Origin of the sequence: Mycobacterium gordonae (genome assembly GCF_001417955.2) — a bacterium.
GTDB lineage: Bacteria > Actinomycetota > Actinomycetes > Mycobacteriales > Mycobacteriaceae > Mycobacterium > Mycobacterium gordonae_B.
In genome coordinates this window covers 1-16758 of the sequence record NZ_LKTM01000257.1, presented here as the reverse complement: position 1 = coordinate 16758, position 16758 = coordinate 1, and the positions used below count along the sequence as shown (strand labels likewise).

General features: G+C 68.8%; 12 protein-coding genes and 1 riboswitch. Of the genes, 2 read left to right on the top strand and 10 right to left on the bottom strand.

Annotated features, from left to right (window positions below; all coding sequences use genetic code 11):
* Nucleotides 1-7: 7 nt before the first annotated feature.
* Together AO501_RS18515 and gcvP are read left to right on the top strand one after the other, a co-directional pair.
* Nucleotides 8-631 carry a MerR family transcriptional regulator gene (locus tag AO501_RS18515; RefSeq protein ID WP_055579102.1) on the top strand — a complete coding sequence of 208 codons (624 nt, stop codon included), beginning with the start codon at nt 8-10 and terminating at the stop codon, nt 629-631.
* Nucleotides 632-661: 30 nt separating this feature from the next.
* Nucleotides 662-759: riboswitch (glycine riboswitch) on the top strand.
* A gap of 157 nt (nt 760-916) precedes the next feature.
* Nucleotides 917-3742, top strand: coding sequence for an aminomethyl-transferring glycine dehydrogenase (gene gcvP / locus AO501_RS18510; protein ID WP_055579101.1), 2826 nt, complete (start codon nt 917-919; stop codon nt 3740-3742).
* Nucleotide 3743: 1 nt separating this feature from the next.
* On the opposite strand, the gene AO501_RS18505 is transcribed toward gcvP, so the two are convergent.
* The 10 genes from AO501_RS18505 to AO501_RS38225 all read right to left on the bottom strand — a co-directional run.
* A complete protein-coding gene (locus AO501_RS18505; RefSeq protein ID WP_055579100.1) occupies nt 3744-4604 on the bottom strand; it encodes a haloalkane dehalogenase in 861 nt (286 codons plus the stop codon).
* 14 nt (nt 4605-4618) lie between these two features.
* Nucleotides 4619-6619: a substrate-binding domain-containing protein gene (locus AO501_RS18500; protein ID WP_055579099.1), complete on the bottom strand. Its 2001-nt coding sequence runs from the start codon at nt 6617-6619 to the stop codon at nt 4619-4621.
* 52 nt (nt 6620-6671) lie between these two features.
* Nucleotides 6672-8858: a malate synthase G gene (locus AO501_RS18495; protein ID WP_055579098.1), complete on the bottom strand. Its 2187-nt coding sequence runs from the start codon at nt 8856-8858 to the stop codon at nt 6672-6674.
* 273 nt (nt 8859-9131) lie between these two features.
* Nucleotides 9132-10184 (bottom strand): hemolysin family protein, encoded by a 1053-nt coding sequence (locus tag AO501_RS18490; protein WP_055579097.1) that lies wholly within the window; start codon nt 10182-10184, stop codon nt 9132-9134.
* The gene (locus tag AO501_RS18485; RefSeq protein ID WP_055579096.1) at nt 10181-11536 is read right to left on the bottom strand and encodes a hemolysin family protein; all 1356 of its coding nucleotides are present in this window, start codon (nt 11534-11536) and stop codon (nt 10181-10183) included. The genes AO501_RS18490 and AO501_RS18485 overlap by 4 nt, the downstream gene beginning before the upstream one ends.
* 7 nt (nt 11537-11543) lie before the next feature.
* Nucleotides 11544-12980 carry a GuaB1 family IMP dehydrogenase-related protein gene (locus tag AO501_RS18480; RefSeq protein WP_055579095.1) on the bottom strand — a complete coding sequence of 479 codons (1437 nt, stop codon included), beginning with the start codon at nt 12978-12980 and terminating at the stop codon, nt 11544-11546.
* 9 nt (nt 12981-12989) lie between these two features.
* On the bottom strand, nt 12990-14447 hold the full coding sequence (gndA, locus tag AO501_RS18475) for an NADP-dependent phosphogluconate dehydrogenase (RefSeq protein ID WP_055579094.1): 1458 nt from the start codon (nt 14445-14447) through the stop codon (nt 12990-12992).
* A gap of 105 nt (nt 14448-14552) precedes the next feature.
* On the bottom strand, nt 14553-15503 hold the full coding sequence (locus AO501_RS18470; RefSeq protein ID WP_055579093.1) for a M56 family metallopeptidase: 951 nt from the start codon (nt 15501-15503) through the stop codon (nt 14553-14555).
* A 14-nt stretch (nt 15504-15517) separates the two neighbouring features.
* Nucleotides 15518-15934 carry a BlaI/MecI/CopY family transcriptional regulator gene (locus AO501_RS18465; RefSeq protein WP_055579092.1) on the bottom strand — a complete coding sequence of 139 codons (417 nt, stop codon included), beginning with the start codon at nt 15932-15934 and terminating at the stop codon, nt 15518-15520.
* Between the two features lie 180 nt (nt 15935-16114).
* Nucleotides 16115-16758: hypothetical protein (locus tag AO501_RS38225; protein ID WP_197419887.1), on the bottom strand; the 644-nt coding region annotated here is incomplete at its 5' end.

The following is a 16758-nucleotide window of genomic DNA, read 5'->3' as shown; positions in this document are numbered from 1 at the left end:
ACGCACCGTGAGCGAGCAGCCACGTCAAGGACAGCTGGATCTTGCTGAAAACCCGGCCACCGCGCCGAAAGCCAACAACAGCGCCGCCGAACCCGTCCAGCCCGGGTTGTTCCCGGACGATTCGGTGCCCGACGAACTGGTCGGTTACCGCGGACCGAGTGCCTGCCAGATCGCCGGCATCACCTACCGCCAACTGGACTACTGGGCCCGCACCTCGTTGGTGGTGCCCTCCATCCGCAGCGCGGCCGGGTCGGGCAGCCAGCGGCTTTACTCGTTCAAAGACATCCTGGTCCTCAAAATCGTCAAACGGCTTCTGGACACCGGGATCTCGCTGCACAACATCCGGGTCGCGGTCGACCACCTGCGCCAGCGCGGCGTGCAGGACCTGGCCAACATCACTCTCTTCTCCGACGGCACCAGCGTGTACGAGTGCACCTCGGCCGAAGAGGTCGTGGACCTGCTGCAGGGCGGCCAGGGCGTGTTCGGCATCGCCGTCTCGGGGGCGATGCGCGAGCTGACCGGCGTCATCGCCGACTTCCCGGGTGAGCGGGCCGACGGCGGCGAATCGATCGCTGCGCCCGAGGACGAGCTGGCCTCCCGGCGCAAGCACCGCGACCGCAAGATCGGCTAGCTGCCCGGCGGCGTAAACTGGTTTCCGCATCGCCCTCGCGCGGGAGAGTTCCGTGGCCGCCAGCTACGGACGCCGAAGGAGCAATACCTCTCCGTCAACCTCTCAGGCACCCGGACCGCCCGAGACAACGATGCCTCTGGAAAGTGACGGCGACCCATATTGGTCACCGTCCGCCGATGGGGAAAGGCGCCTGCCGCGCCGAATCTCTCAGGCGCCCGATGTGCGGGTGAAGACAGAGGGAGAGGGCCCCGCACTCAGTGGTGCCCTACGTCAGGAGATCTTCGCGTGTCCGACCATTTCACGTTCGCAGACCGGCACATCGGCTTGGACAGCTCGGCCGTCAAGAGAATGCTTGACGTCATCGGCGTCGACTCGCTGGACGAACTGGCCGCCAAGGCAGTGCCCAGCGGCATCCTCGACACACTGACCGCCAGTGGTCTCGCCCCCGGCCTGGACGGCCTCCCGCAGGCCGCCACCGAGGCCGAGGCACTGGCCGAGCTGCGGGCGCTGGCGGACAGCAACACGATCGCCGTGTCGATGATCGGGCAGGGCTACTACGACACGCTCACCCCGCCGGTGCTGCTGCGCAACATCATGGAGAACCCGGCCTGGTACACCGCGTACACCCCGTATCAGCCCGAGATCAGCCAGGGCCGCCTCGAGGCGCTGCTGAACTTCCAGACGATGGTGACCGACCTCACCGGCCTCGAGATCGCCAACGCCTCGATGCTCGATGAGGGCACCGCGGCCGCCGAGGCCATGACACTGATGCACCGGGCCTACCGGGGGCCGGCGAACCGGCTCGCCGTAGACGTCGACGTATTCGCGCAGACCGCCGCGATCCTGGCCACCCGGGCCAAGCCGCTGAACATCGAGATCGTCACCGCCGACCTGCGGGACGGGCTGCCCGACGGCGACTTCTTCGGGGTGATCGCCCAGCTGCCCGGGGCAAGCGGGCGGATCACGGACTGGAGCGCGCTAGTGCGCCAGGCGCACGACCGCGGGGCGCTGGTGGCCATCGGAGCCGACCTGCTGGCCCTGACCTTGCTGCCACCGCCCGGCGAGATCGGCGCCGACGTCGCCTTCGGCACCACCCAACGGTTCGGCGTGCCAATGGGATTCGGCGGCCCGCACGCCGGTTACCTGGCGGTGCACACCAAGCACGCCCGGCAGTTGCCAGGACGCCTGGTCGGGGTGTCCAAAGACGCCGACGGCAATGACGCATACCGCCTGGCATTGCAAACCCGTGAACAGCACATCCGCCGCGACAAGGCCACCAGCAACATCTGTACCGCGCAGGTCCTGCTGGCCGTGATGGCCGCCATGTACGCCAGCTATCACGGCCCCGAGGGTTTGACCGCCATCGCGCGCCGGGTGCACACCCAGGCCGAGACCATCGCCGGCGCCCTGGGCGAGGCGCTGGTGCACGACGACTTCTTCGACACCGTGCTGGCGCACGTGCCGGGCCGCGCCGACGAGGTGGTGGCCGCGGCGAAAGACAGGGGAATCAACCTGTGGCGCGTCGATGCCGACCACGTGTCGATCGCCTGCGACGAAGCCACCACCGACGCTCACGTCGCGGCGGTGCTGGACGCGTTCGGCGTGCCGGCCGCTGAGCCGCGGCGAACCGATATCGCAACGCGCACATCGGAATTCCTTACCCATCCGGCCTTCCACCGGTACCGCACCGAGACGTCGATGATGCGCTACCTGCGCACCCTGGCGGACAAGGACATTGCGTTAGACCGCAGCATGATTCCGCTCGGCTCCTGCACCATGAAGCTCAATGCGGCCGCGGAGATGGAGTCCATCACCTGGCCGGAGTTCGGGCGTCAGCACCCGTTCGCCCCGGCGTCCGACACCGTCGGCCTGCGCCAATTGATCGGTGACCTGGAAAGCTGGCTGGTCGCCATCACCGGCTACGACGCCGTCTCCCTGCAACCCAACGCGGGTTCCCAGGGCGAGTACGCGGGGCTGCTGGCAATCCACGACTACCACGCCAGCCGGGGCGAACCGCACCGCGACATCTGCCTGATCCCGTCCAGCGCGCACGGCACCAACGCCGCCTCGGCCGCGCTGGCCGGCATGCGGGTGGTAGTGGTCGGGTGTCACGAGAACGGCGACGTCGACCTCGACGATCTACGGGCCAAGGTCGGTGAACACGCGGACCGGCTGTCGGCGCTGATGATCACATATCCGTCCACCCACGGCGTCTACGAGCACGACATCGCCGACATCTGCGCGGCCGTGCACGACGCCGGCGGCCAGGTGTACGTCGACGGCGCCAACCTGAATGCGCTGGTGGGCCTGGCCCGGCCGGGCAAGTTCGGCGGCGATGTCAGCCACTTGAACCTGCACAAGACGTTCTGCATCCCGCACGGCGGCGGCGGCCCGGGCGTCGGCCCGGTGGCGGTGCGCTCGCACCTGGCGCAGTTCCTGCCCGGCCACCCGCACGCTCCCGAGCTTCCCCAGGGGCACCCGGTGTCCGCGGCACCGTACGGGTCGGCGTCGATCCTGCCGATCAGCTGGGCCTACATCCGGATGATGGGCGGGGACGGGCTGCGGGCAGCATCGTTGACCGCGATCGCGTCGGCCAACTACATCGCGCGGCGCCTCGACGAGTACTTCCCGGTGCTCTACACCGGCGAGAACGGGATGGTCGCCCATGAGTGCATCCTGGATCTGCGCGGCATCACCAAGGCCACCGGTGTGACGGTCGACGATGTCGCGAAGCGGTTGGCGGACTACGGCTTTCACGCGCCGACCATGAGCTTCCCGGTGGCCGGCACACTGATGGTGGAGCCCACCGAGAGTGAGAGCCTGGCCGAGGTGGACGCGTTCTGCGAGGCGATGATCGGCATTCGCGGGGAGATCGACCGCGTCGGTTCCGGACAGTGGCCGGTGGACGACAACCCGCTGCGCGGCGCCCCGCACACCGCCGAGTGCCTGGTGGCATCGGAGTGGAACCACCCGTACACCCGCGAGGAGGCCGCGTACCCGCTGGGCAAGGCATTCCGGCCCAAGGTGTGGCCCCCGGTACGCCGCATCGACGGCGCCTACGGCGACCGCAACCTGGTCTGCTCCTGCCCGCCGGTCGAGGCCTTCGCGTAGCTCAACCGAAGCGGTCCAGGATCGCCGCGGCGATTTCCTCGGGCGCATCCTCTTGGATGAAGTGCTTCGCGGCAGGCAACTCGACGAGCACGTGATCGGGGAACGCCGCCCGCATGTGCGGCAGCGACGGTCCGGGGCGGAACGCGAAATCCTTCATGCCCCAGACGAAGAGGGCGGGCTTGCCGCCGAGCTTGGCCGGTACTTCCCGGCCAAGTCGTTCCAGCAGGGGATGGGCGGCCAGGATCTGCTTGGGCATCTCGGCGACACCTTTGCGCGCAGCGGGGTCCGGCTGCACCGCCCGGTAGTGCTCCATCTCCGCCGGGCTGAGTTTGCGCGTCGTCCCCGCCGGAATCATCTGCTCGACAAAGAAATTCCGTTGCAGGATGGCCCATTGCAGGGGCGGGCTGCCCATTACCCGGCTGAAGATCTTGGTGGTCAACACATCCGTCGGCCAGAACCAGGTGTTGCCCAATACGACACCGCGGATCCGGTCGGCACGCTCGACCGCCACGGCCATGCCGACCGGGCCGCCCCAGTCCTGTCCCATCGTCACGAATCCGTCGAGACCCAGGTGGTCGACGAACTCTCCGACGACGCGGGCGTGCTCGTCGATCTTGTACCCGAAGCCGGCCGGGCGCTCGGACAGGCCGAAGCCGAGGTAATCCGGTGCGATGCAACGGAATCGGCCCCGCAGGGCCTTGATGATGTCGCGGTAGAGGAAACTCCAGGTGGGGTTGCCGTGGCAGAACAGGATGGGCGGGCCGTCACCCTCGTCGATGTAGTGGACCCGGCCCCGCGAGCTGTCGAACCAGCGTGACTCGAACGGATACAGCTCGGGATCCGGGGTGAAATCCACGTTCATCGCTTGATACCGGCCTAACTCAGGAAATTGTTGACCGCGGTGCCGAGATCGGGCCCGGCGGAGGTCGCCAGGTTCTGATAGTTGCCGCCGCTGAGCCGGGCGACCGCTTCCCAGGTGGCCCGGTCCGGGTCCCCGCCGAAGTCGATGACGTTGACCGCCACGGGTCTGGCGGGGTCGGCGCTGTTCTTGATGAAGTCCTGCAGACCGGGGCCGTCCAGACTCTGGTCGGTGTGCGGCCCGGCGGTGATCACCAGAATCGAATTCTCTTGGCCGGCCCGGTAGTTGGCCAGCATCTCCTGGTAGATCATGCGCAGCGTGGTGAACGACACCGCCCCGCCGCCGGAGGAATACTGCTTGTCCAGCGCCGCCGCGAGCGCCGCCGAGCGGGGCTGGCCGTTGACCTGGTCGGCCAGCGGCCCGGCCGGCACTTCGGCGCGTCCTTCATGGCCGTCGAACGTCCACAGCCCGATGACCGCCGTGGGCGGCAACGCCTTGATCCGGCCGTCCAGCGCCGCGATGACGTTGGCCAGCCGGGTCTTGCCGCCGCCATCGTCGTTCGGCAGCGACTGGTCGAGCATGATCGTGGCGGCGACACCCGCCGACGGGGTGGCCATGGTGTCGGCCAGCGTGGCGCGCAGGGCGTCGTCGCCGACCGACAAAGTGGCGGGCAAGGCCGCGAAGCTGGTCACCGCGCTGCTCGGCGGCTTGACACCGTTGACCCGGAATCCCGCCTTCGCGAGCTTCGCAAGCTGCTCGGGGGTGTGCATGTACCGCGCGAAGGCGCTGGCGGCGGTGGTCTGTTCCTGCTTCAGCCAGGAGCCACTGAGCAACACCGTCGGGTAGTCGGCCACCGGGACCGGGCCGGGCGGGGTCCAGGATCCCAACTTGCTCTTGGCATCCGAGATCGACTGGCCGCGCGCGAACAGCTGCTGCTCGGTCGTGACGACCGCGTGAACCGGGGCGGACGCCACCTCCTCGGCCTTCGTGCCCGGCTTCAGCAACGCGTTCATCGCCTCGTTCAGCGAGTCGTCGGGCAGTTTGGGTTGCCCGCTCACCAGGGTGCGTACCGCGGCGCTACCGGCCGTCGGCGGCGCGCCGGCGGGTGCCGACGCCGCGGCAATGGCCTCGCCGGCCAGGAATGACGCGTCGCCGTTGCCGGCCACCGGCAGGGCCAGTCGCAGCGACCCCCAGTTCGCCATGGACGTCGGATTCGATTGCAGGCCAGGCAGTGCCGCCCAGTTCTGTTTGGACAGGGGCTGACTGAACTCCGGCCGGATCGCCAGCAGGACCGGCGAGGTCACCAGCGAGCGGCTGTCGCTGACGATCTTCTGCCCGGCGGCACCGGACAGCCGGGCCGCGGAGATCGAACTTCCCGGAATCCACAGGCCGGGCTGCGCACCCAGTTCGGCCGGCCATTTGCCGATGAAGCCGCTGATGACGGCGTCGGAGTTGGCGGCTTTGACGGTGACGTCGACACAGCGGTCGCCGATTGGGCCCGCCTGCTTGTTATAGCCGTCGGCGAGCTCCTTCACCTGGTCGGCGATCGACGGGTCGGCCAGGACCGCGACGGCGTCCTTGCCGCCGGCGCAGTTCGCGGCGGCCGTGTGCGAACGGTGCGACAGCGCGTCGCCGATGAACTGCCACAGGATCACCCCGGCGACCACCACGACGACGGTGACCAGGGCGACGATGACACCGATGCTGACACCGCGCCGGCCACCGGCACTGCGGTGTCCACCCTGCCAATCCCGGAGCCCGCGGTGGCTGGCCCGCAACGGCGGCGGTGGGGGAGCCGTCGCCGGGGGCTCTTCGGCCGTCGGCTCGTGCTCCGCGGGCGGCTCCGCGTCGGCCGGGCGGAACCCGAACTCGGGATAGTCATCGCCAGCTGGTTGGCCGTACTCGTCACCGAATCGCCCGGCACCCCAGGCATCGGGTTCGTCGACATGCTCGTCGAACGGCTCGGGTTCGGGATCGGGCAGGGAATCCCCGGAGTCGGGCTTGCTGTGCCTACCCATGCGGGTGTCTGCGTCCTCTCCTTCGAATCTTGGTCAGGTCGCCGCGGTCAGGTCACGCGCCGGCGCGAGCTTTGAACTCGCGGCGCCGGCGGTGCAGGATCGGCTCGGTGTAGCCGTTGGGCTGCTGACCACCGGCCAGGATCAGCTCCTGGGCGGCCAGGAACGCGATGCTGTCGTCGAAGTTCGGCGCCATCGGCCGGTAGGCCCGGTCACCCTCGTTCTGCTTGTCGACCAGCGGCGCCATCCGTTCCAGGCTGGCCCGCACGTCCTCGCTGGTGATCACGCCGTGGCGCAGCCAGTTGGCCAGCAACTGGCTGGAGATGCGCAGGGTGGCGCGGTCCTCCATGAGCGCGACGTTGTGGATGTCGGGCACCTTCGAGCAACCGACGCCCTGTTCGACCCAGCGCACCACGTAACCCAGGATGGACTGGCAGTTGTTGTCGACCTCTTCGCGGATCTCCTCCGGCGCCCAGGCCAGCTCCTTGGCCAACGGGATGGTCAACAGCTCGTCGAGGGTGGTCCGCTTCTTGCCGGCGAGTTCGTCCTGGACGGCGCTGACATCCACCTGGTGGTAGTGCATGGCGTGCAGGGTCGCCGCCGTCGGCGACGGCACCCACGCGGTGGTGGCGCCGGCCTTGGGCTGGCCGATCTTCTGCTCCACCATGTCGGCCATCAACTCGGTCATCGCCCACATGCCCTTGCCGATCTGGGCCTTGCCCTTGAAGCCGGCGGCCAAACCGGTGTCGACGTTGGCGTCCTCGTAGGCCTTGATCCAGGTGCTGTTCTTCATCGCGCCCTTGCGGATCATCGGGCCGGCTTCCATCGACGTGTGGATCTCGTCCCCGGTGCGGTCCAGGAACCCGGTGTTGATGAACACGACCCGGTCGGCGGCGGCTTTGATACACGCCTTCAAGTTGACCGTCGTACGCCGTTCCTCGTCCATGATGCCGACCTTGAGGGTGGCCTGGGGCAATCCGAGCACGTCCTCGACGCGGCTGAACAGCTCGCAGGTGAACGCGACCTCTTCGGGGCCATGCATCTTCGGCTTCACGATGTACACCGAGCCGGTGCGGCTGTTCTGCAGCGGTCCGTTCTCATCGCCGGTGCGCAGGCCATGGATCGCGATGAGTCCGGTGAACAGCGCGTCCTGGATGCCTTCGGGCACCTCGTTACCGTCCGCGTCGACGATGGCGTCGTTGGTCATCAGGTGACCGACGTTGCGCACGAACAGCAGGCTGCGTCCGGGCAGCGTCAGCTCCCCGCCGTCGGGGGTCGCGTAGGTGCGGTCCGGGTTGAGCACGCGGGTGAACGTCTTGTCGCCCTTGCTCACCTCTTCGGACAGGTCGCCCCGGTTGAGTCCGAGCCAGTTGCGGTAGCCGAGCACCTTGTCGTCGGCGTCGACCGCGGTCACCGAGTCCTCGAAGTCCATGATCGTGGTGATCGCGGACTCCAGGATCACGTCCTTGATGCCGGCCGCGTCGGTCGCACCGATCGGCGACTGGGGGTCGATCAGGATTTCGATGTGCAGACCGTTGTTGACCAGCAGCACCGACCAGCTGGGCGAGCCCAGCTCACCGGAGTACCCCAGAAACTTCTCCGGGCTGGCCAGGCCGGTCGAGTCGGAGCCGAGCGCAACCTGCAACTGGCCGTTGTCGATGCTCACGCCGGTGGAGTCGGCCCAGGAGCCCGACGCGAGCGGCACCGCGCCGTCGAGGAACTTGCGGGCGTAGGCGATGACCTTGTCGCCGCGCACCTTGTTGTAGCCCGACCCCTTCTCGGCGCCGTCTTCCTCCGAGATGACGTCGGTGCCGTACAAGGCGTCGTACAGCGACCCCCACCGCGCGTTCGCGGCGTTGAGCGCGAACCGCGCGTTGAGCACCGGCACCACCAGCTGCGGACCCGCGGTGCTGGTGATCTCGTCGTCGACGCCGGACGTGGTGATGGTGAAGTCATCCGGTTCCGGCTGCAGGTAGCCGATCTCGGTGAGGAACTGGCGGTAGGCGTCCTGGTCGACCGGGGCGATCACCCGCTGCTTGTGCCACTTGTCGATCTGGGCCTGGAGCTCGTCGCGAGTCGCCAGCAGTTCCTGGTTGCGGGGCGTGAGGTCGGTGACGACTTTGTCGACACCCGCCCAGAAGCTGTCCGGGTCGATACCGGTGCCGGGCAGCGCCTCGTTGTTCACGAAGTCATAGAGCACGCGAGCCACGCGCAGGTTGCCTTCGGTCACCCGATCAGTCATCGTTCTCCTCCGTAATGGCCTTACCGGCCCCTCACCAACCTCGCCGAACCATCTCCGGACCCGCCGACTAGCTACCGTCAGACTACCGATGGGTAGCTCGACGAGCCTAGCCCGGCCGACCCTCAATGCCAGGTCACGGCGCGCTGACAGCTTCGCCCGCAGCAACGCGGCGGGCCCTGTGAATCGCTTTCTGGCAACGCGGACACATGGGATTTCGTTCCCGACAGCACTTGTCTGGTACCCGCGGCCGCTCAGATCATACGGGCTTGTTGATCACTCTCGGGGCGCGCGGTCGCGCATGCTGCCGACGAGGTCCTCCACCAGATCCTCCAGCGCGACCAGCGCCACCACCTCCCCGTCATCGGCCGTCACCAGCGCGAGGTGGCTGTTGCTGCGGCGCATCCGCGACAGTGCATCGGGCAACCCCAGCGCCTGCGGAATCGTCGGCAGTGGGCGCACCAGCGCCCGGCCGATCACCGTGTGTGGATTGTCACCGAGGGCGAGCACATCCTTGATGTGCAGGTAGCCGATGTAGTTGCCATCGCGGTCGACCACCGGGAAACGGGAGTAGCCGGTCTGCGCCAGGGCCTCTTCGACCGCACCGATGGTGGGCCCGGAACTCGCCGATGCCACCGGGACCGCGTGGACTTTCGCCAGCGGAACCGCGACATCTCCGACCACCCGGGTGCGCACCCGCAGTGCGCGGGTCAGGCGGACGTGCTCTTCCTTGTCGAGCAGACCTTCGGAGAGCGATTCGGCGATCAACTCCGAGAGCTCCGCGGTGGACACCGTGATGTCGAGTTCGTCCTTGGGTTCCACCCCCAGCAGCCGCAGTATCCCGTTCGCGCATTTGTTGTAGAACACGATGACCGGGCGCGCGGCGCGCACATAGGGCAGGTAGGCGGGGACCAACAGCATCGCGGTGCGCTCCGGACCGGCCAGCGCGATGTTCTTGGGCACCATCTCGCCCAGCAACACGTGCAGCGTCACCACCAGGCCCAACGCCAGGATGAAGGCCAGGGTGTGCACCAGTGCGGGATGAATTCCGGTCAGCTCGAACGCCGACTGCAGCAACGAGGCGACCGCAGGTTCGGCGGTCCGCCCGAGCAGCAGCGATGCCACCGTGACACCCAGTTGAGCGCCGGCCAGCATGGCCGGTAGCTGTTCGCCGGCGCGGATGACGGTGACCGCGCTGGCCCGGCCCTGCTCGGCGAGCGCTTCCAGGCGGTCGCGGCGGGCCGAGATCATCGCGAACTCGGCGCTGACGAAGAAGGCGTTGAGGGCGATCAAAAATATCGCCAGCAGCACCGCCACAATCGAGTTCATCGCTCATCCCTGCTCAATCGGGGCAGTTCCTTGAGCTCCAGCAGGTCCAGCCGGCGCCCGTCCAGCCGCACCACCTTGGCCTCCCAGCGCATCGTTTCGTCGGGCAGGCCGTTCCGGTTCAGGGCGGGGAGCTCGACGGTCTCACCCGCCATCGGGATGTGGCCCAGCTGGCGCAGCACCAGCCCACCGATCGTCTCGTACGGCCCTTCCGGCGCCCGGTACCCGATCGCGGTCTCCACTTCGTCGATACGAAGCAATCCCGACACCCGCCAGCCGCTGCCGGAGGCCACCACATCCGGGGTCGCGTCGTCGTGCTCATCGCGCACGTCACCGACGATCTCTTCGATCAGGTCTTCGACCGTGACCATGCCGGCCGTGCCGCCGTACTCGTCCACCACCATCGCGGTCTGCAGCGAGTTGGCGCGGATCTGAGCCATCACCGCATCGCCGTCCAGCGTCGAGGGCACCACCGCGACCGGTTTGACCACCGTCCGCAGCAGGGTGTGCGCCCGCTGCGCGGCCGGCACCTGGAAGGCCTGCTTGACGTGCACGATGCCCACGGTCTCGTCCAGATCGCCCTGCACGACCGGGAACCGGGAGAACCCTGTGGCGGCGACCGCGGCCACCAGGTCGACGACGGTGTCGTCGGTCTGCAGGGCCACGATCTTGGACCGTGGGGTCATCAGCTCCTCGGCCGTACGGGTGCCGAACTGCAGTGAGCGGTGCATCAGCGACGCGGTGACGTCGTCCAGGGAGCCCCGGCGTGCCGAAGTGCGCACCAGCGAGACCAGTTCCTGGGGAGTGCGCGCCGAGCGCAGTTCTTCGGCCGGCTCGATGCCGAGCCGGCGCACGATCCAGTTCGCCGCCCCGTTGGTCATCCGGATCGCGGGCGTGAACACCACCGAGAACAGCCACTGTGGCAACACCACGGCCCGGGCGGTCCGCAGCGGCCGCGCGACACCCAGGTACTTGGGCACCAACTCGCCGAACACCATTGACACCGACGTGACCACCACCAGCGCCAACGCCGCGGTGATGGTGTCGGCCAGCTTGTCGGAGACGCCGAGTGCGTCCAACCACGGATGCGGCAGGTTGGCCACTAACGGCTCGGTCAGATAACCGGTGGCCAGAGTGGTGATCGAGATACCCAACTGCGCGCCCGAGAGCTGGAAGGGCAGCCTGCGGTGGGCCCGCCGGATCAGCCGGTCCCGGCCGCCGCCGCTGCGCGCGTTGGCTTCCACGGTGCTGCGGTCCAGGGCGGTCAGGGAGAACTCGGAGGCGACGAAGACCGCGGTGCCGAAGGTCAGCGCCAGGATGGCCAGCACACTGAGCAAGGTGCCGGAGTGGTTCATGGGTCATTCACCAACCGGTGGGCAATGGATGCCCCTCGGCGAAGCCGGCGGCGGACTGCACGCCGACCACCGCCCGCTCGTACAGCTCTTCCAGGTTCGCGGCACCCACGTAGGTGCAGGTGCTGCGCACGCCGGAGGTGATGTGGTCGATCAGGTCCTCCACCCCGCCGCGGTCGGGGTCCAGACCCATCCGCGACGTCGAGATCCCCTCCTCGAACAGGGCCTTGCGGGCCCGGTCGAACTGGCTTTCCGCGCCGGAGCGGGCGACCACCGCCCGCTTGGACGCCATGCCATAGCTCTCTTTGTACGGTTGGTTGTCGCGGTCGCGCATCAGGTCGCCCGGGGACTCGTAGGTGCCGGCGAACCACGACCCGATCATCACGTTGGACGCACCGGCGGCCAGCGCCAGGGCCACGTCCCTCGGGTGCCGGATGCCACCGTCAGCCCACACGTGTCCGCCCAGTTCTCTTGCGGCAGAGGCACATTCGACTACAGCGGAGAACTGCGGGCGGCCCACGCCGGTCATCATCCGGGTGGTGCACATCGCGCCGGGCCCGACGCCGACCTTCACGATGCCGGCGCCGGCCTCGATCAGGTCCCGGGTTCCCTGGGCCGACACCACGTTCCCGGCCACCAGCGGCACACCCAGATTCATCGAGGCGACCATCTTGATCGCCTCCAGCGTCTTGACCTGATGCCCGTGCGCGGTGTCGATGACCAGGACGTCGACACCCGCCTCGGCCAGCGCCTGGGCCTTGGAGGCGACCTCGCCGTTTATGCCGACTGCCGCGCCGACCCGCAGCCGCCCCGTGCTGTCGAGAGCCGGGCTGTAGATCCCGGTACGTACCGCGGCTGTGCGCGTCAGCACCCCGGCCAGGGTCCCGTCGGTGTGGGTGAGGACCGCCACGCCGATCGGAGCATGCTCGAGGAGATCGAAGACCTTGCGGGGCTCGGTGCCCGCCGGTGCGGTGACGAAATCCGTGACGGCGATGTCGCGCACCCGGGTGAACCGGTCCACGCCCACGCAGGCCGCTTCGCGGACCAACCCGATGGGGCGGCCCTCGAAGACCACCACCGCGACCCCGTGGGCGCGCTTGTGGATCAGCGCGATCGCATCTGACACCGAATCGTCGGGCGCCAGCGTCACCGGGGTGTCGAGCACCAGGTCGCGGCTCTTGACGAACTCCACCGTCTGCTGCACGGCAGGAATGGGCAGATCCTGCGGGACGATCACGATCCCGCCCCGGCGGGCCACCGTCTCGGCCATCCGCTTGCCCGCGACCGCGGTCATGTTGGCGACCACGACCGGGATGGTGGTGCCCGAACCGTCAACCGTCGACAGGTCCACGTCGAACCGCGACGCGACATCGGACCGGTTGGGCACGATGAACACGTCGTTGTAGGTCAGGTCGAATGCCGGGCGGTGCCCGTCCAGGAACTTCATCGTCTCTCGCTAGGCAGGAACTTCGCTTCGGTCTCCACTCCACAGGGTGTGGAACTTCTTGCCCGGTTCCTCGTCGGTGCGCCCGTAGGTGTGCGCGCCGAAGAAATCGCGCAGGCCCTGGGTCAGCGCGGCGGGCAGCCGTTCGGTGCGCAACCCGTCGTAATAGGACAGCGCCGAGGAGAACCCCGGGATCGGGATACCCAACTGCGTGGCCGTCACCACCACGCGCCGCCAACTGTCGATGGCCGCTTCGATCGCGCTGCGGAAATACGGGGCGACGATCAGCGTGGGCAGGTCGGGGTCCTCGTCGAAGGCTTCTTTGATCCGGTTGAGGAACTTGGCCCGGATGATGCAGCCGCCGCGCCAGATGGTCGCGAGGTCGCCGGGCGTGACTCCCCAGTCGTACTCGGCGCTGCCCGCCTGGATCTGGTTGAAACCCTGGGCGTAGGCGATGATCTTCGACGCGTACAGGGCCTGCCGGACGTCCTCGGTGAATTGCGCTGCATCACTGGGCTTGTCACCGAGATCGCCGGAGGCCAGTCCCGTCGTCGCCTTGCGCTGGGCCACCGAACCCGACAACGCCCGCGCGAACACGGCCTCGGCGATGCCGGTGACCGGCACCCCCAGGTCCAGCGCCGACTTGACCGTCCACCGGCCGGTGCCCTTCTGCTCGGCTTCGTCGACGATGACGTCGACGAGCGGCTTGCCGGTTCTGGCGTCGGTCTGGCGCAGCACCTGCGCAGTGATCTCGACCAGGAAGCTGTCCAGGTCGCCTTTGTTCCATTCGTCGAACACCTCGGCGATCTCACCCGCCGACTTGCCCAGCCCGTCGCGCAGCAACTGGTAGGCCTCACCGATCAACTGCATGTCGGAGTACTCGATGCCGTTGTGCACCATCTTGACGAAGTGACCCGCGCCGTCGGGTCCGATGTGCGTGCAGCAGGGGACGCCGTCGACGTGCGCCGAGATCTCCTCGAGGAGCGGGCCGAGCGACTCATAGGACTCGGCGGGGCCGCCCGGCATGATCGACGGCCCGTTCAGCGCCCCCTCCTCGCCGCCTGAGATGCCGGCGCCGACGAAGTGCAGGCCGCGCTCGCGGATCGCCTTCTCCCGACGGATCGTGTCGGTGTAGAGAGCGTTGCCGCCGTCGATGATGATGTCGCCTTCTTCCATGGCGTCGGCGAGCTCGTTGATGACGGCATCGGTGGGGTCGCCGGCCTTGACCATGATGATGACCCGGCGCGGCTTTTCCAGTGCCGCAAGAAATTCCGGGATCGTCTCACTTCGCACGAAGTTGCCATCAGAGCCGTGCTCGTCCAGCAGCGCGTCGGTCTTGGCCACCGACCGGTTGTGCAGCGCCACGGTGTAGCCGTGCCTGGCGAAGTTGCGGGCCAGGTTCGAGCCCATCACGGCCAGGCCGGTCACCCCGATCTGTGCGGTCGCAGTCTTCGAATCCGACGAACTCATGTCCTGCCTCTCAATCGGGCCCAGCGGTTCAGGAAACCTGGGAAATACTGTCGCACAACGGCCGCGCCGGCGTTCCCCGGCATTCCAAGGCGCCCGGCCCGGTGCCTACGCGGTGACCAACCGGTGCAGCTCCGTCAGCCACGGTACGGCCAGCGCGATGGTGGGCACCACCAGCACCGCAGCCGCGGTCAGATAGGCGCCCGCGGACAGCAGCGGGCTGTTGCCCCGGCCGGACAACCGCCGGACCCGCACCACGGTGCTGGGGCCTCCCGCGGCCAGCGCGCCGGACGGAGCGCGACCGGAGGCACAGGCCACCAGGGCGCGGGCCAGGGGAGTGCGCCCTGCCGTGCGGACCGCGGCGTCATCGGCCAGCAGTTCCACCAGCAACTGCACCGCACCCAGGGCGTTGGCGCTGCGCACCAGGCGCGGGAATGCGGCGTGCACGGCCGTGAACGCTTCCAGCACCAGATCGTGGCGGGCCCGCAGATGAGCCCGCTCGTGCGACAGAATGGCCGCGACTTCGGTGTCGGCGAGCGTGGCCAGCGCCCCCTCGCTGACCACCACCCGGCTGCGCACCCCGGGCAGGCAGTAGGCCAGCGGCTGCTTGACGTCCAGCACCCGCAGATCGCGGGTTCGGGCGCAGGGTTGGCTGCGCGCGGAATCGTGGCCCACCCCAACCAGGTCGACCACCATCCGGTGGTGTGCCCGGCGCCGCCGGTTCGCGATGGCCACCCGCACCACGGCCACCATCAGTCGCGCCCCGACCAGCACGGTCAACGCGAAGACGGTGACGTAGGCCGCCCACAGCGGCCACCCCAGGCGGCTCTCGGCGTCGACGATGCCCGCGGTCGGCCGGCCGTCGGGGCCGGGCATCAGCAGCCGGCTGGCGATGGCGATACCCGCACTGAAAGTGGACAGGACGGCGGCGAGAGCAACGGCCTGCCAGAGCACCATCGCGGCCCGGGGAGCGCGCAGTGGCCACTTCGCCCGTGCCAGTGCCGCCGGTGTGGGGCCAGCCAGCAGCACCGCAAGGATGGTGAAGGCCAGCGCACACACGCTGATAGTCTCCCTCAGTCGTCGGCCGGAGGTCCAGCAGATAGCGAATTGCGTTGGTTAGCTTCCAATTCGGCGAGGGCGCGGCGCAGTGCGTCGGCCTCGTCCGCGCCAACCCGCTCGACGAAGTGCACCAGCGCCGCCTGCCGGCCGCCTGAGTCCTCGGCCTGGGCGAGCGCGTCGACCATCAGACCGGCCACCAGTTCATCGCGGCCGTGCACCGGCGCATAGCGGTGAGCCCTGTCGTCACGGAGTTGGGACACCAGGTTCTTCTTCGCCAGCCGCTGCAGCACGGTCATGACGGTCGTATAGGCAAGGTCGCGGTGCGCCGACAACGCCTCGTGGACTTGGCGAACGGTCTGCGGCTCCGCCATCGACCACAAGTGGTCCATGACGGCGCGTTCCAGATCCCCCAGCCGCGTCAGCTTGGCCATAGTTCATCTCCTGAGCGTTAAATCAAGCGTACTCCGGCTTACTACCGAGTGTCGTACCCAGTGGGTTGCTCTCTCACCCCACTAGTCGCGCGCCGGGAGCAGAACGTCATAGTGACGGTCATCACATCCACCGATCAGGGCGACCGTGGGCCACCCGGCCCACGCTGAATCGCCAGCGATCTATCCGGGCAGACCATCGACGCCGGCCGCGCCGGCAACGCCCGGCTGACCGGGACCGCCAACGCCGCCACTCACCGCTCCAACAAAACCCCCGGCACCCCCGGCGCCCCCGCTGCCGGGGCTGCCGGCGCCGCCACCCGCGCCGGCGGTGCCACCCAAGCCCGCGGCCCCCGATTGACCAAAGAGACCGCCGGCGCCGCCCTGGCCGCCGTCGCCGCCATTGCCGCCGTCGCCCCCGTTTCCGCCCGTCCCGCCGGCTCCGCCGTTGCCGCCCGCACCAGGGTAGTCGGGCCTCCCGAGTCCTCCGATGGCGCCAGTGCCACCAGTGCCACCAGCGCCACCGGTGGCGCCGGTTCCGCCCGAACCAGCGCCGCCACCGATGCCACCGATGCCGCCATTGCCGACGAGCAGTCCGCCGTGACCGCCGGCGCCGCCCGCGCCACCGGAACCGCCGCGCGCGCCGGCAGCTCCCACGCCGCCGGTCCCGCCGGTGCCTCCGGCGCCGCCGGTGTCGGTGCTTCCTAATCCGCCGGTGCCACCCGTGCCCCCGGCAGCTCCCACGCCGCCGGTTCCGCCGGTGCCGCCCGTCCCGCCGGGACCCCCTCTCCCCAGGAGGTCGGGAGGACCGCCCAGCCCACCAACGC